This window comes from Stenotrophomonas sp. LARHCG68 (assembly GCF_052871705.1).
This window is the reverse complement of the sequence record NZ_JBIXJV010000005.1, coordinates 118,004-138,617: the sequence shown is the minus strand read 5'-3', so window position 1 is coordinate 138,617 and position 20,614 is coordinate 118,004. Positions and strand designations below refer to the sequence as shown.

General features: G+C 68.8%; 18 protein-coding genes. 9 read left to right on the top strand and 9 right to left on the bottom strand.

The annotated features are described in order from the left end of the window. Positions 1-267 precede the first annotated feature (267 nt). Together ACIPR8_RS16015 and ACIPR8_RS16010 are read left to right on the top strand one after the other, a co-directional pair. Positions 268-1,947: an electron transfer flavoprotein-ubiquinone oxidoreductase gene (locus tag ACIPR8_RS16015; protein ID WP_446541653.1), complete on the top strand. Its 1,680-nt coding sequence runs from the start codon at positions 268-270 to the stop codon at positions 1,945-1,947. 91 nt (positions 1,948-2,038) lie between these two features. Beyond that, on the top strand, positions 2,039-2,437 hold the full coding sequence (locus ACIPR8_RS16010; RefSeq protein ID WP_225591934.1) for a c-type cytochrome: 399 nt from the start codon (positions 2,039-2,041) through the stop codon (positions 2,435-2,437). A 37-nt stretch (positions 2,438-2,474) separates the two neighbouring features. Here ACIPR8_RS16010 and ACIPR8_RS16005 read toward each other — a convergent pair whose 3' ends face one another. Beyond that, the gene (locus ACIPR8_RS16005) at positions 2,475-4,340 is read right to left on the bottom strand and encodes a prolyl oligopeptidase family serine peptidase (protein WP_446541652.1); all 1,866 of its coding nucleotides are present in this window, start codon (positions 4,338-4,340) and stop codon (positions 2,475-2,477) included. Between ACIPR8_RS16005 and ACIPR8_RS16000 the strand changes: the two genes are divergently transcribed. Further along, on the top strand, positions 4,339-4,989 hold the full coding sequence (locus tag ACIPR8_RS16000) for a hypothetical protein (RefSeq protein WP_446541651.1): 651 nt from the start codon (positions 4,339-4,341) through the stop codon (positions 4,987-4,989). The two genes, ACIPR8_RS16005 and ACIPR8_RS16000, sit on opposite strands and share 2 nt — an antisense overlap. A 93-nt stretch (positions 4,990-5,082) precedes the next feature. Here ACIPR8_RS16000 and ACIPR8_RS15995 read toward each other — a convergent pair whose 3' ends face one another. Continuing rightward, positions 5,083-10,548, bottom strand: a complete 5,466-nt coding sequence (locus tag ACIPR8_RS15995) for an AAA domain-containing protein (protein WP_446541650.1) — start codon at positions 10,546-10,548, stop codon at positions 5,083-5,085. Then, a complete protein-coding gene (locus tag ACIPR8_RS15990; protein ID WP_225591936.1) occupies positions 10,545-11,729 on the bottom strand; it encodes a M48 family metalloprotease in 1,185 nt (394 codons plus the stop codon). Before ACIPR8_RS15990 ends, ACIPR8_RS15995 begins: the two co-directional genes overlap by 4 nt. 137 nt (positions 11,730-11,866) lie before the next feature. On the opposite strand from ACIPR8_RS15990, the gene ACIPR8_RS15985 reads away from it, so the two are divergent. Together ACIPR8_RS15985 and ACIPR8_RS15980 are read left to right on the top strand one after the other, a co-directional pair. Further along, on the top strand, positions 11,867-12,145 hold the full coding sequence (locus ACIPR8_RS15985; protein ID WP_446541649.1) for a hypothetical protein: 279 nt from the start codon (positions 11,867-11,869) through the stop codon (positions 12,143-12,145). A 224-nt stretch (positions 12,146-12,369) separates the two neighbouring features. Continuing rightward, entirely contained in the window at positions 12,370-12,942 is a 573-nt protein-coding gene (locus ACIPR8_RS15980; RefSeq protein ID WP_446541648.1) for an OmpO family porin, read from the top strand. A gap of 255 nt (positions 12,943-13,197) precedes the next feature. On the opposite strand, the gene ACIPR8_RS15975 is transcribed toward ACIPR8_RS15980, so the two are convergent. The 5 genes from ACIPR8_RS15975 to ACIPR8_RS15955 all read right to left on the bottom strand — a co-directional run bounded on the left by ACIPR8_RS15975 (position 13,198) and on the right by ACIPR8_RS15955 (position 16,287). Beyond that, positions 13,198-14,226 (bottom strand): NAD(P)H-dependent glycerol-3-phosphate dehydrogenase, encoded by a 1,029-nt coding sequence (locus tag ACIPR8_RS15975; protein ID WP_446541647.1) that lies wholly within the window; start codon positions 14,224-14,226, stop codon positions 13,198-13,200. 19 nt (positions 14,227-14,245) lie between these two features. Further along, a complete protein-coding gene (secB, locus tag ACIPR8_RS15970) occupies positions 14,246-14,761 on the bottom strand; it encodes a protein-export chaperone SecB (protein WP_132862378.1) in 516 nt (171 codons plus the stop codon). 103 nt (positions 14,762-14,864) lie between these two features. Continuing rightward, positions 14,865-15,302, bottom strand: coding sequence for a rhodanese-like domain-containing protein (locus tag ACIPR8_RS15965; RefSeq protein WP_192288295.1), 438 nt, complete (start codon positions 15,300-15,302; stop codon positions 14,865-14,867). A 67-nt stretch (positions 15,303-15,369) separates the two neighbouring features. Further along, complete coding sequence (locus ACIPR8_RS15960; protein WP_446541646.1) at positions 15,370-15,804, bottom strand: hypothetical protein; 435 nt, start codon at positions 15,802-15,804, stop codon at positions 15,370-15,372. Between the two features lie 24 nt (positions 15,805-15,828). After that, entirely contained in the window at positions 15,829-16,287 is a 459-nt protein-coding gene (locus ACIPR8_RS15955) for a YiiD C-terminal domain-containing protein (protein WP_192288297.1), read from the bottom strand. A gap of 41 nt (positions 16,288-16,328) precedes the next feature. Here ACIPR8_RS15955 and ACIPR8_RS15950 point away from each other — a divergent pair, with 41 nt between their 5' ends. From ACIPR8_RS15950 to ACIPR8_RS15935, 4 genes are all read left to right on the top strand, one after another. Next, positions 16,329-17,135 (top strand): uroporphyrinogen-III synthase, encoded by an 807-nt coding sequence (locus ACIPR8_RS15950; RefSeq protein ID WP_446541645.1) that lies wholly within the window; start codon positions 16,329-16,331, stop codon positions 17,133-17,135. A gap of 114 nt (positions 17,136-17,249) precedes the next feature. After that, complete coding sequence (locus ACIPR8_RS15945) at positions 17,250-18,230, top strand: uroporphyrinogen-III C-methyltransferase (protein WP_446541644.1); 981 nt, start codon at positions 17,250-17,252, stop codon at positions 18,228-18,230. After that, a complete protein-coding gene (locus ACIPR8_RS15940) occupies positions 18,227-19,489 on the top strand; it encodes a heme biosynthesis HemY N-terminal domain-containing protein (RefSeq protein ID WP_446541643.1) in 1,263 nt (420 codons plus the stop codon). Before ACIPR8_RS15945 ends, ACIPR8_RS15940 begins: the two co-directional genes overlap by 4 nt. Positions 19,490-19,528: 39 nt before the next feature. Continuing rightward, positions 19,529-19,966: a hypothetical protein gene (locus tag ACIPR8_RS15935; protein ID WP_446541642.1), complete on the top strand. Its 438-nt coding sequence runs from the start codon at positions 19,529-19,531 to the stop codon at positions 19,964-19,966. Positions 19,967-20,011: 45 nt separating this feature from the next. On the opposite strand, the gene ACIPR8_RS15930 is transcribed toward ACIPR8_RS15935, so the two are convergent. Next, a complete protein-coding gene (locus ACIPR8_RS15930; RefSeq protein WP_446541641.1) occupies positions 20,012-20,563 on the bottom strand; it encodes a hypothetical protein in 552 nt (183 codons plus the stop codon). Positions 20,564-20,614: the final 51 nt, after the last annotated feature.

Below are 20,614 nucleotides of genomic sequence, written 5' to 3'. Positions count from 1 at the left end.
CGTCCGAGGGTCAATGCCCGCGAGTTCCCAGCGGAGGAAACGCGGCGCAGGTGACCCGGTCGCCTGCTCGCGCCCACCGCCCCGCGTGGGTGATGGGCCAGCGACACCGCATCAGCCACCTGGAACGCAGGTCCGCCCAGCAGGGCAACCGCGCCGGGCCGATCTGGAATACTGCGCCCTCGGAGATCGTCGCCGCCTCGTGTCGAGGTGGCGGTTCCAGGCAACCGTCGTCGCCACGTGCGCCGGCCTTTACCCAAGAGCCCCTGCATGAACATTGAAGCCACTTCCGCCCTGCCGCCGCGCGAAGCGATGGAGTTCGACGTCGTCATCGTCGGTGCCGGCCCCGCCGGCCTGGCCACGGCCATCCGCCTGCGCCAGCTGGCCGTGGAGAAGGGCCAGGAGCTGTCGGTCTGCGTGCTGGAGAAGGGCTCCGAGCCGGGCGCGCACATCCTGTCCGGCGCGATCATGGACCCGCGTGCGCTCAACGAGCTGTTCCCGGACTGGGCCGAGCGCGGTGCGCCGCTGAAGCAGGCCGTCACCCGCGATGAGTTCCTGTTCCTGGACGAGACCGGCGCCAAGGCCACCCCGCACGCGCTGCTGCCGGAGTGCTTCCACAACGATGGCAACTACATCATCAGCCTGGGCGAAGTGACCCGCTGGCTGGCGCAGCAGGCCGAGGCGCTGGAAGTGGCGATCTTCCCGGGCTTCGCCGCCGCCGAGGTGCTGTACGACGACAACGGCGCGGTAATGGGCGTGGCCACCGGCGACATGGGCATCCACAAGGACGGCACCCCGGGCCCGAACTTCGAGCGCGGCATGGAGCTGCACGCCAAGTACACGATCTTCGCCGAAGGCTCGCGCGGCCACCTCGGTCGCCAGCTGATCAGCAGGTTCAAGCTCGACGCCGGCAAGGACCCGCAGTCCTACGGCATCGGCATCAAGGAGCTGTGGCAGATCGACCCGGCCAAGCACGAGCCGGGCCTGGTGGTGCACGCCGCCGGCTGGCCGCTGGACAACGACACCTACGGTGGCGCGTTCCTGTACCACGCCGAGGGCGGCAAGGTGTCGATCGGCTACGTGGTCGGCCTGGACTACAAGAACCCGTGGCTGAGCCCGTTCGAGGAGTTCCAGCGCTTCAAGACCCACCCGGCCATCCGCAAGCACCTGGAAGGCGGCAAGCGCATCGCCTACGGCGCACGCGCGATCACCGCCGGCGGCATCCTGTCGCTGCCCAAGACCGTGTTCCCGGGCGGCGCGCTGGTCGGCTGTGAGGCCGGCTACCTCAACGTCAGCCGCATCAAGGGCAGCCACGCCGCGATCAAGACCGGCATGCTCGCCGCCGAGGCCGCGTTCGACGCGCTGGTCGCCGGCCGTTCGCGCGATGAACTGAGCGCGTATCCGGAAGCGTTCGAGAACAGCTGGCTGAAGGCCGAGCTGCTGCAGTCCAAGAACTTCAAGCAGTGGTTCAAGAAGGGCCGCACCCTGGCCACGCTGATGACCGGCATCGAACAGTGGCTGCTGCCCAAGCTGGGCATCCGCAACGCACCGTGGACCATCCACCGCACCAAGGCCGACCACGAGTGCCTGGAGCCGGCCGCCACCCAGCCGAAGATCAACTACCCCAAGCCGGACAACGTATTGACGTTCGACCGCCTGAGCTCGGTGTTCCTGTCCTCGACCAACCACGAGGAAGACCAGCCCAGCCATCTGACGCTGAAGGACCCGTCCATCCCGGTGACGGTCAACCTGGCCACCTACGCCGGCCCGGAAGCGCGTTACTGCCCGGCGGGCGTGTATGAGTTCGTCGGCGAAGGCGAGCAGACCCGCCTGCAGATCAACGCGCAGAACTGCGTGCACTGCAAGACCTGCGACATCAAGGACCCGACCCAGAACATCGTGTGGGTGACCCCGCAAGGTGGCGGCGGCCCGAACTACCCGGCGATGTAAGCGGCCCCTGCTGCAGGGCTTCGCCGTGCCGGGCAGCACCTGGCCTGGGCGGGGCACCTGCGGCAGCGCCTGCCGCCCCCTGGACGACCCCATGTTGATGCTCCGCCCGCTGTCGTTGTCGTGCCTCGGCCTGCTGCTGGCCGCCTGTGGCCAGCGCGACGCCTTCAACCACACCGCCAACGCCGACCCGCACCAGCAGCAGCTCGAGCGCGCCTTCGCGATCTGCGCTGGCTGCCATGACACCCGCGCCGACCTGGGCCACCGCGTCGGGCCCAACCTGCAGGGTGTGATCGGCCGCAGGGCCGGCACCGCGCCGGGCTATCACTATTCCGATGCGATGAAGGCCAGCGACATCACCTGGGATGCGCAGACGCTGGATGCCTTCCTGAAATCCCCGACCCGGCAGGTGCCGGGTACGCGCATGCTCAATGCCACCTCCGACCCCGCCCGTCGCCAGGCGGTGATCGAATACCTGTCGCAGCAGAAGTAGGGCCAGCGGCACCGGCCGCTGGCCCAGCCATCGGCGCCTACTGGCCGATGTTTTCCTGCAGGAACGTCTCCAGCGCACGGTAGAAGGCGATGCTGTTGTTGTCGTTGTAGAAACCGTGCCCCTCACCGGCCACCGCCATCCACTGCGGCGGCCTGCCCGCCGCGGTCAACGCGCTGCGCATGGCGTTGGCCTGGGCGATCGGCGTGCGCTCGTCGCGCTCGCCGTGGGCCAGGAACACCGGCACGGTGATGCGCGCGGCCACGCCGGTCGGCGAGTTGGCCGCCAGTTCCTCGTCACTGCGCCCGATCACCCGGCCCAGGTAATTGCGGCCGTAGGCGCTATCCTTGATGTCGCCCTTCTTGTACATCATCTTCAGGTCGTACAGGCCGGCCAGTCCCACCGCGCAACGGATCAGCTGCGGCTCGCGCGCGGCCAGCATCATCGCCGAGTAAGCACCGAAGCTGGCGCCATAGCTGCAGACCCGCGAGGTGTCGGCCAAGCCCTGCTTCTCCGCTTCGCGCAGCCCCTCAACCAGGTCCTGCTGCACGCGCGTGCCCCATTGCAGGTAGCCCCGTTCCTCGAACGCCTGGCCGCGTCCGCCGCTGCCGCGGTAGTTGACCTGCACCACCAGGTAGCCTCGGTTGGCCAGGAACTGCGCATCGGTGTCGTAGAACCAGTCGTCCCGGACCCCATGCGGGCCACCGTGCGGCAGGATCACTGTCGGCAACGGGCCCTGGGCGTTCTTCGGCACGGTGAAGACCGCTTCCAGCTCGAGGCCATCACTGGCCTTGAAACGCACCGGCCGGCGTTCGGCCATCTGCGTCGGATCAATGCCCTCGCGCGGGGACAGCACCTTCTCCAGCTTGTTGGTGCCGCGCCGGAAGGTGTACCAGCTGCCCGGGTCACGGTCACTGGCCAGGTGCACCAGCACGGTCTGGCCGTCACGACTGACATCGTCGAAGGTGACGTGCTGCTGCGGCAGCAGGTCGGCCAGGGCCTTGTGCAGCTCGGCTTCCGGCCGGCCCGGATCGAAGTACCGGAGCTGCGGACGCCCGGCCAACGGCGCGGCCGCGAACGGCGTGGCGGGCGTGCGCGTCCACTGGCTCAGCCCGATGCTGCCGAACCCATCCTCGACCAGCACCTCGCGCTGCCCACCGTCCGGGTTGCTGAGCACCAGCGCCGAAGGTCCATCGGCACGACTGAAGCGCCCATAGACGCGCTGGTTGTCGCCGCTGAAGGCAATCGGCGTCCACACGCCGCCCACCTGTTCCTGCGCGATGGGCTGCCAGTGCTGTCCATCGCCGGAGGCGAACAGTTGGTAGTTGTCCTGGTCATCGCGCCCCCACGCGTAACGCGCCACGCCGTTGCGATCGATCACGAACTCCAGGTTCGGCACGTTGACGCTGGCGACCAGCTTGAACGAAGGACGCAGCCCCGCATCCACCAGGTACAACATCGAGTTGGTGGGACTGCGCTTGAGCTGGCGCATGTAGAAGCGCCCATCGTTGCCCTGGCCGATGCCCTCGATGAAACCGAAGCCACGGTCAAGGCCTGCCGCAGCGTTCTGCTGTTCGTACCCATAGATGTAGCGCTGGTTCTCGCCGTCGAAGTCGCTGGCGATGATCTCGCCGGTCGGAATCGGCTTCTCGAGCGAGCCGTACCGACGACCCTTGGCGACCACCAGGCGACGGTCGCCCACCCAGATGATCTGGTACGGGCTTTCGTAGCGCGGCAGGCGCAGCACCGCGGTGCGGTGCATGTCCGACAGTCGCACCACCTGCAGTGCATGGTTGCCTTCGCCGAAATCGGTGGCGAATGCCAGGTACTGCCCATCGGGCGAGAGCCGCGGCATCGAGAACGGACTGGCCTTGGCGAAGGCTTCCACTGGAACGGTTTGTGCCATGAGCGGCAACGGTGCCGTGCTTCCCAACACGGCCAACAGCAGGAACATCGTGCTCCTGATCCCCATCACAACCCCCAAGCTAATGATCGGACGCACAGCCTATGCGATCAGCCGGCGGCGCAGAAGTGCCCGGTTTCGCCGCGTTCGGCGGGAGGCGGGCGCGGTGGCCCGTGGCGTGTCCGGGGCGGCGATCGACCGCCTCGCCCGCCGCCGCATCACGCCAGCGTGCGGGGTTGCCCAGCGTCGGTTGGGTGCCTGCGTGCCCGGGCGGCGCAACGCATGGCCGGCATTTCCATGGCAGGATGCTCGCCAACCACGACTTTGCGGGAACCTGGCGTTGCGACACCTGCGTTGCCTACCCATCACCTTGCTGGTCATCAGCTTGTCCTGGCCGGGGCTGGCTTGGGCAATGCGGCAATGCCCACCGGAGTTCGGCGAGAAATCGACCGGCTTCTGGCTGCTGGGCTGGATGGTCTTCGCGCTGTTCGTGATCGCCGGCATCCTGCTGCCGATCCTGATGTTCCGCGCCACCCGACAGGCGCCGCGGGGGATGCGCTGGTGGCTGCGCGCGGCCAGCTTCCCGGCGATGCTTGCGTTGTGGATCCTCGGCTTCGGGCTCTTCCTCGGCCGGTTCGTGCTGGTCTGCTGAGCAGGACATCGGCACCGACGCCGGCTTCGCGACCAAGGCCGCTCCCATGGCAGGAGCGCCTTCAGCCGCGAAGCCGGTGGCCACGCACCTGCATCACGCGTCGCGATAGCCCTTGCCCAGTTTCTCGGCAACCAGCTTGTCCATCTCGCGACGCGCACGCGCGGGGCTGTCGAACTGCTTCACGTTGCGCTGCCCGGCGCTGCCGATGCGCCCGTAGGTCACCACCAGTTCGCCGCCGCTGACCGCTACGCGCCAGAACTTGTTGGATGTGCCCTGTTCGAACACCAGTTCGCGGCTGAGCACATCCTCGGCCAGCGCCGCCGGCACCTCGGGCGCGGCCTCCTCCACCGCCGTCTCCATCGCCGGCAATGACTCCAGTGCATCCAGCGCCGTCTGCGCATCGACCTCCCGGCCCTGCAACGCCGCATCGATACGCGCCAGCACCGCCTCGGGCGCGCGCAGCCAATCGCGGCCGGGCACGTCGATCACCTGCCAGCCGAAGCCGCGCAGCACGCCGGGACGGAACACGTAGCGTTCGCGGGTATCGGCCACTGCCTGGTCCGGCCCATCGAGCAGGATCGCCAGCTGGTAGTCGCCGCCGGCCGGGTCCACGATCGCCAGGTCGCAGCGGAACTGCGAACGCCCCACCTGCTCGTGCACGATGTGCCCACGCTGGCGCAACGCCTCCGCCATGGCCTGGCGGATGGCATCGGCCGACGGCGGTGCGGCGAACGCCTCCCGTGCGCCGGCATTGAGCGAACCCAGCACCAGCTGCGCGCGGTCGAAATCCCCGCGCGCACTGGCCTGGGCGAACTGCAGGAACGCACGCAACGCCGCCGCGCCGTCGTTGTGGGTATTGGTGATGGCCTCGGCATGGATGCTGGACACCACCGCCATGCGCAGCCGGGCACGGCTGAAGATCACGTTGAGGCGCTTCTCGCCGCCACGCTGGTTGATCGGGCCGAAGTTCATCAGCATCCGGCCGTCCGCACCGGGTGCGTAGCAGATGCTCAGGATGATCACGTCACGCTCGTCGCCCTGCACGTTCTCCAGGTTCTTCACGAACAGGCCGTTGAACTGGTCCTCGTCCTCGCGCACGTACTCGCGCTCAAGCTGCAGCGCGAACTCGGCATCCTCGCCGGCCAGCGTTTCCAGCGCGGTCTCGATCTCGCCCTGCTGTGCCTCGGAGAAGGCGACGATGCCGATGCTCTGGCCGCCGCCCCGGCGCAGCAGCTCGCGCACCATCTGCGCGATGTAGCGCGCCTCGGCGGCATTGCGACGCGCACCGTACACACCGTCGGCGATGTGGTGGAAGCTGACCGCACGCTCCTGCAGGGCATCGGCGCCGATCGCGCCGGCATCGTCCCGGGTGGACGGCACCGATGCCGGCGCGTCGGCCGAAGGCTCGATGCGACGGTCGGGGATGGTGACCAGGCGACCGTCGTAGAAGGCGGCGTTGGAGAAGCTGATCAGCGTCTCGTGGCGGCTGCGGTAGTGCCAGGCCAACAGGGTCGCCGGCAGGTTGCGCGCGGCCTGGTTGAGCAGGCTGTCCGACTCCATGTTGATGGCGATGCGCTCGCCATCCTCCTCCACCACGACCTCCTCGTTGTCCTCGCCGTTGGCGGCAAAGAAGCTGGTCGGCGGCAGCTGCATCTCATCGCCCACCACCACGATCTGCCGCGCCCGGCTCAGCGCCGGCACCGCTTCCTCGGTGGGGATCTGGCTGGCCTCGTCGAAGATCACCACGTCGAACAGGTCCGGCGACAGCGGCAACGTGTCGGACACCGACAACGGGCTCATCAGCCAGATCGGCTTGAGGTCGTTGACCACCAGCCCGGTCTCGTCGTCGGACAGGTCGCGGATCGAACGGTGGCGCATGCTCTTGCCGAACTCATGCTCCAGCTCCCGGCGCCCGGTGGAATAGAGCTTCTTGAATGCCTTGCCTTCGGCGTCCAGCTGGGTCGCCGACAGCGACGCGGTCTGCACGTGGTCGGTGAACAGCCGATGCAGCGTGGCCTGCACCACCTTGGCGTTCAGGCCCAGCAGCTCGCGCTGGCCCTCGCCGATGCGCCGTGCGGCCACCGCCAGTGCCGCGCCATCGAAGCGGGCCAGCTCCGGATGCGCACGCTCCAGGCGACGCAACGCTTCATCGGCAACCACCGCCTCGATCTGCAGCGCCGGCAACGGCAGCTGCCGCAACGCCGCGCTGACGGCGGCATCACCGGCGTGCACGGCACGCAGCAGCGGCAACAGGTCCGGCAGTTCTTCCAGCCCTTCGCGCAGGTCGCGCAGCAGCTCGCCGACCCGCGCCAGGCTCAATGCCGGTTCGCCCTCCACGTTCTCGTCCAGGCGCTGGCCGAGCTTGCGCAGCGGTTCGGCGGCCACGGCTTCGTTGCGGGCGGCAGTCACCGGGTCCAGCGCAGCGCGGAGGTGGTCGAGCATCGCCCGCATCGGTCCGCTGCTTGCCTGGCGTTCGCGCAACTGGGTCACCGCATCCAGCAGCCCGCGCATGCTCTGCACGCCGAACTGCCTGCAACTGCTGGCATCGGCTTCGGCCAGCGCCACGGTGGCGGCCTGCTCGGCCGCCAGCGACTGCAGCACCCGCGCATACCCCGGATGCACCGCGTGCTTGCCGAAGTCGTAGCGACGGCGCAGCTCGCCGCGCAACCGCCACCAGGCCGGCTGCAGCCAGCGCATGAGCGAGCCTTCCAGCTGCTGGGCCAAGGCAAGCGCGGCCTGGGTGTCGCCCGCATCGAGCTTGTCGCGCCAGTGCGTCGTGGCCTGCGCGGCCTGCTGCACTGCTGCCTGCTGTTGTTCAAGCCGCTCGCGCGCGCGTCGCAGCTCCAGCGCCTGCGAGGAGTCCTCTTCCAGCAACGACAACTGCCCGGCCATGCCATTGTCCAGCAACCAGCGGGCCTGCTCGGCCAGCTGCAGGGCCTGTGCCGGCGTGAGCCCGGCCTTGATCAGGCCGGCGCTGTCATCCAGCACCGGGTCCAGCTGCTCCAGCAATGCCTCACCATCGTCGATCAGGTGCTGCACGCGGCCATAGGCGCGCTCGTCACCGACCAGCGCCGCGGACAGGCGCGCAAAGGGATGCCCGGCCAGGCTGTCGATGCCGAAGCGTTCGCGCAGGTTGCGCTCCACGCGCAACGCCAGTTCACGCTGCGCATCCCACGCGGCCAGGGTGGGCAGGGTTTCGCGGCGCGCGGCATCCAGCTCCGGCACGCCAGGCAGCTCGGCCATGCGCCGTACCAGTTGGCGCACGCTGGTGCCCAGCGGTTCGGGGACGACGGACATCGACTGCTCGAACGCATCGACGCGCGCCTGCAGGCGCTGCAGGGTATCCAGCACCGCATCGCGCTGCTGGGCCAGCCGCTCGCTGTTGTGCGGCTGCGCGATCCAGTTCTCGTAGCAGCTGCGCAGGTCGGCGATGAAGGCCTTCTTGTCAGCCTGCGAATCGTGGATCAGGCAGCACAATGCATCCAGGCCGGCCTGCTTGAGCCGGTGGAACACCACGTCCAGCGCGGCGCGTTTCTCGCATACGAACAGGATGCGCTTGCCGCGCCCGGCGTAGTCGGCGATCAGGTTGGTGATCGTCTGCGACTTGCCGGTGCCCGGTGGCCCCTGGATGATGAAACTGCGCTGGCTGCGGGCCAGGCCCACCGCCGCGCCCTGGGTGGCATCGGAGGCGATCACGTTCCACTGCTCGCGCAGCGGCAACGGCGCCGGCGGCGCGGCGTCCACGGCGCGCGGCTCGATGGAGAACACGCGGTCGAAGGCGGGGTTGTCGGTGTTGTCGTCCAGCAGCTGCGTGTAGTCACGCACCAGCGACATCTTCTTGTAGTTGAAGTTGGCCAGCGTGACCTGGGTCAGGTCCAGGTCCCATGCGTAGCGATGGCCTTCGGCCTCCTGCAGCGCATAGCCCACGCGCTCGGCATCGGCCACCTCCTCCACCATCCACGCATGGCGCGGCCCGGCCACCGGCGCGGCACCGGCCTCGAACCGCTGCGGCAGCGCGCTGGGGCGCACCCAGCGCTCGAACAATGCCTGGCCCAGTGGCCGGTAATCCTCGCGCTCGTAGCTGTAATCGGGCAGGCGCCCGGCCACGGCGCGCGTGCCACGCCCGGCCGGACGGCGACGCTGGTACTGCTGCAGGCGTTGCAGGGCCTTCTGCCGGACCAGCCGCACCTGCGGCTTCTCGATCAGGCGCAGCTCGACCGACGGTTCGGTACGGCGGATCTGCGCCAACAGGTCGGCATGCACCTGCGCGATGGAAGTCTTCTGCAGGTCCACCGTTTCCGGCAGCTGGATGTCATAGAGCTGGCGTAGCTGGTGACGCAGCACCGGGTTGAACTCGGCCTCGCCCTCCTCGGCCTGCAGCACGTACTGGTCGCGCACGCCCTTGCGCCGGACCAGCTCCACCGGCAACCACAGCAACGGCGTGGTGATGCGTTCCTCTGGGAATTCCTTGAGGTTGTGCCAACGCAGGAACGCGACCACCAGGCGCAGGTGGCTGAAACCATACTCGGCGCGATCACGGCGGGTTTCCTGGATCAGCTTGTCCAGCGCGGCCGGCAGGAACGGCTGGTCGTCGAAGCGCAGCCAGCGCTGCAGGTCGACCGCCTTGCCGGCGGTCATGTCCGCCGCGAACGGCCCGCCCCAGGTGCAGATGTGCTCCGGCCGGATGCTCTCCACCTGCAGCATCAGCGGCACGCTGGACACGGTGAGGTTGACCGAGCCGGCGGTGGGCCGGAAGAACAGCAGGCGGTTGCGACGCGACAGGTCGAACAGGCGGTCGCGCAGGTAGGACAGCACCGCGCCACGGCGCGAGGCCAGGCCGCTGACGCCGGACAGCGCGCGTGCCACGTCCAGTACGTCCGGCTGGTCGCGCCAGGTGCGCAGGCGCGTGGCCAGGCTGTCCAGCTCGGTGCTGCGGTCGTGCCGGTTGAGCGCGGTCATCTCCACGATCACGCTGGCCAGCACCGGATGCAGGCGGGGGGCCAGCTGGAACAGGTTCTCGCGGTTGCCGGCGAAGCTGCGCAGGTCGTCGACGTCGTCGAAGTCCAGGCCGCAGGCCAACGCCGCCAGCACCATGCCCAGCTGGAAGATGTCGGTCAGCTCGTCATGGTGGCCCAACGCCAGTTCCCAGCTGCGATAGCCCGGCAGGTACACCGGATGCTCGATCGCCGCCTCCAGGTCGGCCTGCACCGCCAGGTCGTCCAGCCGCTCGTAGCCCTGCGCGTCATGCGCGACCCGCAGGGTGCCGACGATGTTGAGCGTGGACGCCGAACCGGGCTGCACGCGGCTGATCGCGGCCAGCGCCATCGCCGGTGCCTGGCCGGCCGGGTTGTGCAGGGCCAGCCCGCCCGCCGCATCCAGCACGATCGCTTCGGGCGACAGCGTGGCGACGCGGCCACCGGCATGCAGCGACGCCACCTGCGCGAACAGCGGCAACACCAGTACCAGCACGTCATCGGTGGACAGCGCCGCGCCGGCCTGGGCATCGACCAGCGCGGCGAAGTTGCCCGTCGGCACCGGGGTTTCAGTCATCTCGCTCATGCACTCAGGGCCCGTTCGGTGTTCTTTTTCAGCTTGTCCAGCTCACGCTTGCCCAGCCGTGCATCGCGTTTGAGGTTGGCCTGCAGTGCCTGCGCGCTGCCCAGCGCGTGGGCCAGCGTGCTGGCGCGCAGCAGCGCGGCGTCCTGCACGTCGGGGTCAACCAGCGCCAGGTCCAGCATCAAGGCGTTGAGGTAGCCACGCACGCTGTCATCGATGTTGCGTTCGACGATGGCCTGGGGCGCAACCGTGGCCTCGCCCGGGTTCCAGTCCGGGAACAGCTGCCGCACCTGGTTGAGCACCAGCGCGCTGCGCAGCGGCACCTCGTCGAGGAAGTGGCCGAGGAAGCCGCGCGTGATCTGCTGCAGGGCCTGCTGGTCGAGCAGGTCCAGTGCCTCCAGCGACAAGGCACCGCAAAGCTTGTCGCGGACCCAGCCGTCCAGCCGGTCGGTGCGCTGCCACCACTGCTCCAGCGCACGTGCGCGGATGAAGGTCTCCGGGTGGGTACGCATGGTGCTGCCCTGCTTCTCGTTGGCATCCACCTCCGCGGCCTGGCGCAGGTAGGCCACCGGGTCCGGGTTGGCCACGCCGGTCTGCACCTTCAGCAGCGTGCTGACCGCCGGCCCGGGGGCGGCGGCTGCCACTGCACCGCCGCGGTCGGCGAACAGCTCGGTATGCAAGGCATACCGGCGCAGGGTTTCGGCCTGGCTGGGGCTGGCCTGCGGCGAGGCCAGGGCGTCATTGAGGATGCGGTCGGCGACGTGGAAGTCGCCGCCGTCCAGCGACCACAGCACGTAATGCGCCAGTTCATGCCCGAACAGCGCCAGCCGCTCGTCATCGCTCAGGCGTTCGAGCAGCGGCCCCTGCAGCACCATGTGCACTTCGCCGGGCACGAACACCAGCGCGGCATTCATGTCCTGGCTGCCGGCCTGGTACAGCGTCGCCGGGGCCTGCATGCCCAGCCGTTGCATGGCCAACTGCAGGCTCGCATGCACCTCCGGGTGGGCCTCGGCCTCCAGCCGGTAGGTATCGCGCAGCAGGTCGCTGCGTACCTGCGCGATGTGTTCATCGCGGATCCGCTGCGAGGCCGCCCAGCGCCATACCTCCGGCTCGTGCTGCTTCAGGTACGCCACCAACTGGCGGTGGTAGTGGAGCGGTTCCAGTGCCGGCCTATCGCTGGGCATGACATCCATTTACTGATTTTCCCGTGTTTACCCCACCCGAAGTTTAGGAGATTCGCCGCTGCACCCGCGACCGCCAGCTGCGCGTGCAGCATCGGCGCGGGAGCGGCACCGGGCATGGATGGCCCGGCGCCCAGCAGATGTTCTGGAACACCGACAGCGCCCGCTACGTCCTGCAGGCCCCGCCGCATGCGATGACCTGGAGTGTGGGCCAGATCGGCGAGCGCGTACCGGGCAAGTTCCCCCCGGAGGAACCGGCCGGCATCGTGCAGTCCCCGCATGCGGTGGTAACGCCGCGCAGCCTGTACCTGCAGCAGCTGCATGATCGCCCGGGCGAACAGGCAGTCATCAACGTCACCACCGCGGCCCAACGACAGGGCCGCCTCTGGGATGAACTGGCCGCGCGACGCGGCGAGTAAGCGCAGGACCCCATCCCCGGCGCTACATGCCTTCCGGTCTCTTGGGCGGACCGGGGACGTGGCGTTGTTCCGGCACGGAAGTTCCCCGATTCGCCGCCTAATTTATGTACTGGTCAGTTTGATATTCAGGGTCAGTTCCATTGGCTAACGGATAATTCACAACCATCGAACGGCCCCAAGCATCACGCCGCATCGATCAAACCAATAAAAAAGGTAATGCCGAAATGAAGACTTCCCTGATCGCACTGGGCCTGATGGCCGCCCTGCCGTTCGCTGCCTCGGCTGCCGATGGCCTGTCCTACAACTATGTGGAAGGCGGTTACGTGAACACCGACACCCGCGGCGGCGACGCCGATGGTTGGGCTCTGAAGGGCTCGGTTGCCGTGCACCCGAACTTCCATGTTTTCGGTGAATACAACGCCCAGGAAACCGACAAGGGCAAGGTTGACGTGGACCAGTGGCGCCTGGGTGTTGGCTACAACTACACCGTGGCCCCGAACACCGACCTGCTGGCCCGCGCCGCGTACCAGAAGTTCGACCCGGACTACGGCCCGACCTTCAACGGCTACAGCGCTGAAGTCGGCGTGCGTACCGCCTTCACCCCGAACTTCGAGGCGTATGCCCTGGCCGGTTACGAGGACTACAGCAAGAAGAACGGCTACAACCCGGATGGCGAGTTCTACGGCCGCGTCGGCGCGACCGGCAAGTTCAACGCCAACTGGGGCCTGACCGGCGAAGTGAAGCTGGCCAAGGCTGGCGACAAGGAATGGTTCGTCGGCCCGCGCTTCACCTGGTAAGCCGTAGCGGCAACAACGTGTTGTAAAGGCGCGTGCTCTCTCTCCCCCGCGCCTGAAGCCCGGTTCTCCCCGACCGGGCTTCACCTTTTCCGGGGCCGGCGAAATGCTTCCCCCTGTCCACCCGTTGGGGCAGGAGCAGGTTCCACTGGCCCTTCCTGCTTTCCCTCGTCGAAGGCAGGAAGGGCCAGGGGCATTCCATCGACCCAACAAAAAAGCCCGGCAATCGCCGGGCTTTTTGTTTCAACGTCGGTCAAATTACTTGAACAGCGTGTCCGGATACTCCGGCTTCTGCTCGCGTGCCAGCAGCTGCTGCAGGCCCTCGGCCGGGCTCAGCTCACCGTGCAGTACCGATTGCACCGCCTTGGAGATGGGCAGGTCGATGCCATGGCGCTCGGCCTGGCGCATCACCTCGTCGGCGGTCTGCACCGATTCCACCACCTGGCCGATTTCCTTCACCGCGTCGGGCAGGCTCTGCCCACGCCCCAGGGCAAGGCCCAGGCGGCGGTTGCGCGAGAGGTCGCCGGTGCTGGTCAGCACCAGGTCGCCCAGGCCGGCCAGGCCCATCAGGGTTTCCGGCTTGCCGCCGATGGCGGCGGCCAGGCGCAGCATCTCGTTGAGGCCGCGGGTGATCAGGCCGGCACGGGCGTTCAGGCCCAGCTGCATGCCATCGGCCACGCCGGTGGCCACGGCCAGCACGTTCTTCATCGCCCCCCCCAGCTCGGCGCCGACCATGTCGTCACCGGTGTAGGCACGGAAGGCCGGGCCATGCATCGCATCGGCCACCTGCTGGGCGAAAGCGTCGTCATCACCGTGGACGGTGATCGCCGTGGGCAGGCCCAGGGTCACTTCCTTGGCGAAGGACGGGCCGGTGACGACGGCCAGCGGCACGTCCGGGCCCAGCACTTCACGGGCCACTTCATGCAGGAAACGCCCCGAGCCGGGCTCGAAGCCCTTGGTGGCCCAGGCCACGCCGGCCCCGGCCGGCCGCAGCGGCGCCAGCGCGCGCACGGTCTCGGCGAAGGCATGCGAAGGCACCACCACCAGGATCCAGCTGGCACCGGCAACGGTGGCAGCCAGGTCGGTGCTGGCGCGCAGGGAATCAGGCAAGGGAATCCCCGGCAGGTACCGGGGATTCTCGTGACGCTGGTCGATCGCCTCGATGACGGCGGCATCGCGTCCCCACAGCACGGTCGGGTGACCGTGCCGGGCCAGCAGGGTGGCCAGCGCGGTGCCCCAGGAGCCCGCGCCGAGGACGGCGATCTTGTTCGCGTCGGTCGTACTCATCCGATGTCGCGGACGCCGATCAGGCGTTGCCGGCCGGCTCGGAGTCGGCCAGCGAGGCTTCGCCCTGGGCCTGGCGCTGGCGCAGGGTTTCGGCGTACAGGCCTTCGAAGTTGATCGGCTGCAGGTAGAACGGCGGGAAGCCGCCGGCCTGGATCAGGTCCGACACCATCGAACGCACGTACGGGAACAGGATGTTCGGGCACTGGGTGCCGAGCAGCACGTCGATCGCCTGCGGCTCCAGGCCGATCAGGCCGAACACGCCGGCCTGCTGCACTTCGGCGACGTAGGCGGTCTTGTCACCGGCCTTGCAGGTCAGGGTCACGCCCAGCACCACTTCGAAGGCGGTGTCGGACAGGCGCTGCACCTTCTGGTTCAGGTTCAGCTGCAGGTCCGGCTGCACGTTCTCATTGAAGATGACCGGCGAGTTCGGGGATTCGAAAGAAACGTCCTTGACGTAGATCTTCTCGATGGTGAAAGCCGGGCCGTTGGCAGCTTCGTCAGCCGGGACTACGCCGTTGGTGTTCTCTTCGGACATTTCTCAAGACTCCAGAACAGATTGTTCAATGATTGGGATTGTTACCAGACCAGCGATGGGGGCGGTCCACGCCGTCCACAAGGCCTTAACGCAAATTAACTGATCAGCCGCGGCCCTTGACCAGCGGCAGGTCCGCCGCCTGCCAGGCCGGCAGGCCGCCGTCGAGCACGTACACCTGCTCGAAACCGGCCTTCTTCAGCACCTTGGCGGCGGTGGCGGAGGCGTTGCCGGTGCGGCACAGCAGCACCACCGGCGACTGCTTGGCCGAGGCCAGCAGCTTGTGGGTCGGGCTCACCTGGGCCGGCTGCAGGTTGCGGCTGCCGACGATATGGCCCTTCTCGAAATCGCTGGCGGCCGACAGGTCGATCACCACGGCCCCACCGGCATTGATCAGGTGAGTCAGCTCGGACGGCTTGAGCGACTTGTAGCCGCGGAACAGGCGCGCGACCTCGGTGGCGATGATGGCCACGGTGAGGCCGACCAGGGCCAGCGACAGCATCGGATTTCGGCCAGCGAAGGCCAGCAACTCTTCGTAATTCACTCAGGTCACGGGTCGATTAAGCGGGCGGGGATTGTCGCATATGCCGGCAACGGGGCGCCCAGCGGGCTCATTGGCCCTGCCACAGGTCCGGCAGGCCGCCCGCCTGCCACCAGCGCTTGCCCTCCGTGTCCCAGCGCCAGCGTTCGGTGACCACCACGGTGCGCTCGGCCTGGGTGTTGCGGTTGATCACGCTGATTTCCATGCGCCGCTCGACGTTGCCGTCGGCGGCGACGCTGCTGCCGCGTTCGCGGTAACCGGACACCTGCACCTGCTGGTAACGCTGGCGCTGCAGGTCACCGAGCGGGTGGGCCTGCAGGTAGACCGGGTCGAGGAAGCCCTCGGCGGCCTCGAAATCGCTCCAGCGCACCGCGGCCGTGTAGGCAGCCTGCGTCGGCACCAGCTTGGCGCGCTGGCTGCGGCTGGGGCCGTCACCGGCGCTGGCGCCGGCCGCGACCAGCAACGACAGGACAAGGGCGGCTTGGAACAGGCGTCTGAGCATCATGGAATCCCCGGTTAACGGCCCATCCTAGCCTTTGCCGAGGGCCACGAAGCGCCCTTCCAGCTCGGCGGCACCGCCCTCGATCTCGGCCCGTACGGTCACCCGTGCCCGGCCACGCTTGTTGAACAGGGCCAGGAAATCGTCCCAATCCTGGTCCGGCGCGGCCCGCGCGACCGCCAGCAGGTCGCCGTAGACGGGCGCGCGATAACGGATGTTGCTGTCGGCGACGTAGACCTCGGCCTGCTTGCCGGCCAATGCCAGGCGCAGGCTGACCAGCGCCCAGCCGGCCAGGGTCATCACCGAGGCCAGGCTGCCGCCGAAGGCATTGCCCTTGTCATTGACGTTGGCGGCCAGCGGTGCCTGCATGCGCAGCACGCCATTTTCATAACCCGCGATGCGGATGTTCATCGCGGCCACCGGCGGCATGGCATCCAGGGTGGCCTGCACCTGCGCGAGCAGTGCAGCGGAATCGGAAGCGTCGGACATGGAAGAAGTAAGCAACACACGGACAGGAAAGCGCCCGCATAATGCATGGAATGAACCGCCGCGCCTATGTGCCAGCCGACACGGCCTGGCACCTGATCTCCCTGCGCCCCCAGGGGCAGCACGACACCCTGCGCAGCGCCGCTGCCCGGCTGGGAGGACATACGCTGGCACTTTCGCCCTGGCGCGTGGCCCTGCGTACCGACACCCTGACCCGTGCGCAGCTGGCCCATGCGGCGACCGCCGACCGCCTGGTGTTCACCAGCCCGACCGCCGCCGAGGCCGCCGCGCGCCTGCTGGCACTGCCCGAACTGGGCGAAGGCCGCGTGGTCGCGGTCGGCGAAGGCACCGCGCGGGTGCTGCGCCGCCATGGCGCGCGCGACGTGCAGGCACCGCAGCGCATGGACAGCGAGGGCCTGCTGGCGCTGCCGCGCATGCAGGGCCTGCAGGGCCTGCGCGTGGCGCTGGTCACCGCCCCCGGTGGCCGCGGCATGATCGCCACGCAGATCGTCGAGCGCGGTGCCACGCTGCAACGGGTGGATGTGTACGAACGCGTCGGCCTGCCGCTCAGTACCGCCGTCATCGAGCGGCTTGAAGCCCTGCAGGGCCCGACCGTGCTTGCGCTCAGCAGTGGCGAGGCGCTGGAGACGGTGTTGCCGCAGCTGCCGGCGGCGCTGCTGCGGCGCTGGCAACGGATGCCGGTGGTCGCCGCCAGCGAACGCCTGGCCGCCCTGGCGCGCACGCATGGCTTCACGCATGCCAGCGTGGCGGCCGGCCCCTTGCCGGCACAGCTGGCCAGCGCCGCGCAGCGCGCGATCACGGCGATGGCGGCAGGTCACGCCAGCGCCTGAGCCTGTACGGCGCGTGGCTTGCAGGCATCCACCCGCGCCGCCATCCTGTTGCAGCATGACCCGGTGCCGCGCCGTCCGTGGCCCCGGTGAGCCCGCCAAGGATGCTGTGCCCCGATGAATGATGTTTCCCCCGCTCCCACGCCCCGGCGCCCGCTGCGCTGGTTGATCCCACTGGCCGTGGTCGGCGTGCTCGCCGCCGCCGGCTGGTTCGGCTATCGCGGCTGGCAGGCCCAGCAGCAACAGGCCCACCAGGCGCGCGATGACGCCGCGCGCCAGCTGACCGCCCTGCAGGACAGCATGGAAGCCCTGCGCCGCGACCAGCGTGCCAATGCCCGCAGCATCCAGGACGCGGCCGCCACCAACCGCGTGCTGCGTGACGAAGTGCTGGGCCTGAGCCAGCGCAATGCGCTGCTGGAGGAGAACTTGGCACGCCTGGCCGACAGCTCGCGCCAGGGTGCGCAGGCGCTGCGCCGCGAGGAGGCCGAGCTGCTGCTCAGCCAGGCCGCGCAGCGGATGAACCATGCCGATGACCTGGACGGTGCGCGCCGCCTGTATGCCTTGGCCGCCGGCGTGCTGGAGAGCATCGACGACCCGGCCTACCTCAACCTGCGCCAGGCCCTGATCCAGGAGCGCAACGCGGTCGATGCGCTGGGTCCGGGCGTCCGCACCACCACCGCCAACCGGCTCACCCAGTGGGCGGCCAGCCTGGAGCAGTTGCCCGAACAGGCACGCGCGGCGACCGATGCCGAGCAGCCGTGGTGGCAGCAGCTGCTTTCCCCGTTGGTGGAGATCCGCCCGGCCGATGCCTCGGTGCTGGTCGCCCGCTCCGAGCGGCTGGCCGCCACCGACTCGCTGCAGATCGAGTTGAGCCTGGCCCGTGCCGCCCTTGAACGCGGTGACGACACCGCCTGGCAGCAAGCGCTGGACCGCATCGATGGCTGGTTGCAGCGGCTGTGGCCGGATTCGCCGCAACGCCAGCAGCATCGCGCCGAGCTCAAGGCCCTGCGCGCGGTGGAACTGCGCCCCGCCCTTCCCGAACTGGGCAGCACCCTGCAGCAGCTGCGCAGCATGCGCGCGGCCAAGGAGTCGCCATGAAAGCCTTCCGTTCCCTGCTGATCGTCCTGCTGGTCGCCGCGCTGGGCATCTTCGGCGCGCAGTGGATGGGCCAGGCGTCCGTGCGTGCGCTGGGCGAGGTGATCGTCCGTGCGGGCAACCACGACTACATCGCCACGCTGCCGCAGGCGGTGCTTGCGCTGCTGATCGTCCTGTTGCTGCTGTGGCTGCTGTGGACCCTGGTGAGCACGCCGTTCCGCGTCTGGGCACGGCATCGCCGCGGCAAGGGACGCGCCCGCTTGATCGATGGCCTGCAGGCACTCGATGGCGGGCAGTGGCAGCGTGCCGAAAAGCTGCTGCAGAGCGCGGCCACCGAGAAGGAGGTGCGACCGATCGCACTGGTTGCGGCGATGCGTGCGGCCGAAGCCCGCGATGATGCCGCCAGTGCCGGCCAGCACCTGCAGCAGCTGGGTGCGGTCGACCCCACCCTGCACGCACTGCACAGCGCCGAGCGCTGGCTGGAACTGGACAAGCCACTGGAAGCGATCACTGCGCTGGACCTGCCCGGCATCCAGCCGTTGCCGCCACGCGGGCTGTCGCTGCGCACCGAGGCGCTGGCCCGCGCCGGTCGCGCCGAGGAGGCCTACGGGCAACTTGGCGCGCTGCGCCAGCAACAGGCCCTGCCACCGCCGGCGGTGGCCGCGCTGGAAACCCGGTTGGCCCTGCAGATGCTGGACGAGGCCGTTGACGTGAGCGCGCTGGCCGCGCGCTGGGAAGTGCTGCCCAAGACCCTGCGCGTGTCGCCGCAGGCGGTGGCGCGCTATGCCAGCCGCGCGGTGGCGTTGAACTGGAACGACGTGGCGCTGCGCGTGATCGAACAGACGCTGGACAGCAGCTGGGACGAGGCGCTGGTCACGCTGTACGGCACCCTGCCGGTGGACAAGCTGGACTCGCGGCGCGCCAGTGCGCAGCGCTGGCTGCAGTCTCACCCTTCCAGCCCGGCACTGTTGCTGACCCTGGCCCGTCTGGCACGCGGCCAGGGGCAATGGACGCAGGCCGAGGAATTCCTGCACCGCGCGATCGCGCAGGGCGCCGGCCCCGACGCCTGGGAAGCCCTGGGCGAGGGTTTCGCCGCGCAGGGCGAGGACGCGCTGGCGCGGCAATGCCTGCTCAACGCCCTGCACCAACGCCGTGGCGATACCCCGCTGCCACTGGAACGCCGTGACCTGCGCCAACAGATCCAGGACCAGGCCGTGGCCGAGGAGCGCGACGAACATGGTTTCCCGCGCCTGCCCGGCTGAGCCCATGGAATCCAGTACCCACGCCTTCTTCCAGACGCCATGAACATCCCTCCGGACATGCACGCGCATGTCGTGGCACTGACCGATGCCATCATCGACGCCGGCCAGGCCGGCGACGACGAGGCGGTCCAGGTGCATTACGCCGAACTGGCCAGCTACTGCGAAGCCACCGCCCGCAGTGGCCGTGACCACCCGTTCCTGTGGGAGACGCTGGCCGATTTCACCGGTGATGACCCCACCGCGATCGGCTTCTACCTGCGCGCCCTGCCACTGGCGTCCGCGGCCAATGCCGCCGGCTACGCGGCCTCGATCTGCCTGGCGCTGGCCGAGCGCTACTCCAACCTGGAGGAGTTCGACGCCGCACGCGATCACGCGCTGCAGGCCGATGCCTACGCGCGCGCCACCGACGACCTGCCGCTGCGCCGCGAAATCAGCCAGTTCCTGCTCGACCACGCGCCCACCACGGGCGGCGGCTGAGATCCGGCCTGCATCGCCCGGCAACGCGGCCGGGTGCACCTGCGGTCAATCGCGGCGGTGGGGATAACGGGGCAGCGAGGCCAGCAACCGGGGCGAGACGCCGGCATAGACCGCCAGTTCCGGGGTGATCTTCTTCGGCTTGAGCACACGCATGCCGAGCAGGCCCCAGAACAGCATCACCAGGAACAGCAGCACGCCGAGCAGGATCATGCCGCCGCGCTCGAACATGAAGCCACCGATCAGCGGCACCAGCGACAACCACGCCATCAGGATGAAGTTGCGACGCTGGCCCTGGTGCCTGGCGCACAGGCCCACCTGGTGGCTGGCCGGCTTGCGCACGATCAGCGCCACGATCAGGTAGACCACCATGTGCAGCAGGATCAGCAGGTACAGCCACGGCGAATGCCAGTAGAAGGTACGGCTGCGATACTCGCTGGCCGGGTCGCCACATTTCACGCACGAACGCGGCAGGTCCGCGCCGGGGCGCACCAGCAGTTCCGCGCCGTCGCGCCAGCAGCGGTCGTCGCCATGCGCGTACTGCAGTGGTGGCGGCTGCGGCGAACTCTGTGGCGCGGCATACGGGTTGTCGTCATTCACTGCGGGTTTTCCCCTGTGTCATGGCCAATGAAAGGCGCCCCCGCGCCCGTG

Excerpts from the sequence above, each read along its gene's own strand:
- secB (WP_132862378.1), bottom strand. The coding sequence starts at position 14,761 with ATGTCCGAAGAGAACACCAACGGCGTAGTCCCGGCTGACGAAGCTGCC.
- ACIPR8_RS15945 (WP_446541644.1), top strand. The coding sequence starts at position 17,250 with ATGAATGATGTTTCCCCCGCTCCCACGCCCCGGCGCCCGCTGCGCTGG.
- ACIPR8_RS15960 (WP_446541646.1), bottom strand. The coding sequence starts at position 15,804 with ATGATGCTCAGACGCCTGTTCCAAGCCGCCCTTGTCCTGTCGTTGCTG.
- ACIPR8_RS16005 (WP_446541652.1), bottom strand. The coding sequence starts at position 4,340 with ATGGCACAAACCGTTCCAGTGGAAGCCTTCGCCAAGGCCAGTCCGTTC.
- ACIPR8_RS15975 (WP_446541647.1), bottom strand. The coding sequence starts at position 14,226 with ATGAGTACGACCGACGCGAACAAGATCGCCGTCCTCGGCGCGGGCTCC.
- ACIPR8_RS15950 (WP_446541645.1), top strand. The coding sequence starts at position 16,329 with ATGCATGGAATGAACCGCCGCGCCTATGTGCCAGCCGACACGGCCTGG.
- ACIPR8_RS15955 (WP_192288297.1), bottom strand. The coding sequence starts at position 16,287 with ATGTCCGACGCTTCCGATTCCGCTGCACTGCTCGCGCAGGTGCAGGCC.
- ACIPR8_RS16015 (WP_446541653.1), top strand. The coding sequence starts at position 268 with ATGAACATTGAAGCCACTTCCGCCCTGCCGCCGCGCGAAGCGATGGAG.
- ACIPR8_RS16010 (WP_225591934.1), top strand. The coding sequence starts at position 2,039 with ATGTTGATGCTCCGCCCGCTGTCGTTGTCGTGCCTCGGCCTGCTGCTG.
- ACIPR8_RS16000 (WP_446541651.1), top strand. The coding sequence starts at position 4,339 with ATGAGCGGCAACGGTGCCGTGCTTCCCAACACGGCCAACAGCAGGAAC.
- ACIPR8_RS15985 (WP_446541649.1), top strand. The coding sequence starts at position 11,867 with ATGTTCTGGAACACCGACAGCGCCCGCTACGTCCTGCAGGCCCCGCCG.
- ACIPR8_RS15990 (WP_225591936.1), bottom strand. The coding sequence starts at position 11,729 with ATGCCCAGCGATAGGCCGGCACTGGAACCGCTCCACTACCACCGCCAG.
- ACIPR8_RS15980 (WP_446541648.1), top strand. The coding sequence starts at position 12,370 with ATGAAGACTTCCCTGATCGCACTGGGCCTGATGGCCGCCCTGCCGTTC.
- ACIPR8_RS15995 (WP_446541650.1), bottom strand. The coding sequence starts at position 10,548 with ATGAGCGAGATGACTGAAACCCCGGTGCCGACGGGCAACTTCGCCGCG.
- ACIPR8_RS15935 (WP_446541642.1), top strand. The coding sequence starts at position 19,529 with ATGAACATCCCTCCGGACATGCACGCGCATGTCGTGGCACTGACCGAT.
- ACIPR8_RS15940 (WP_446541643.1), top strand. The coding sequence starts at position 18,227 with ATGAAAGCCTTCCGTTCCCTGCTGATCGTCCTGCTGGTCGCCGCGCTG.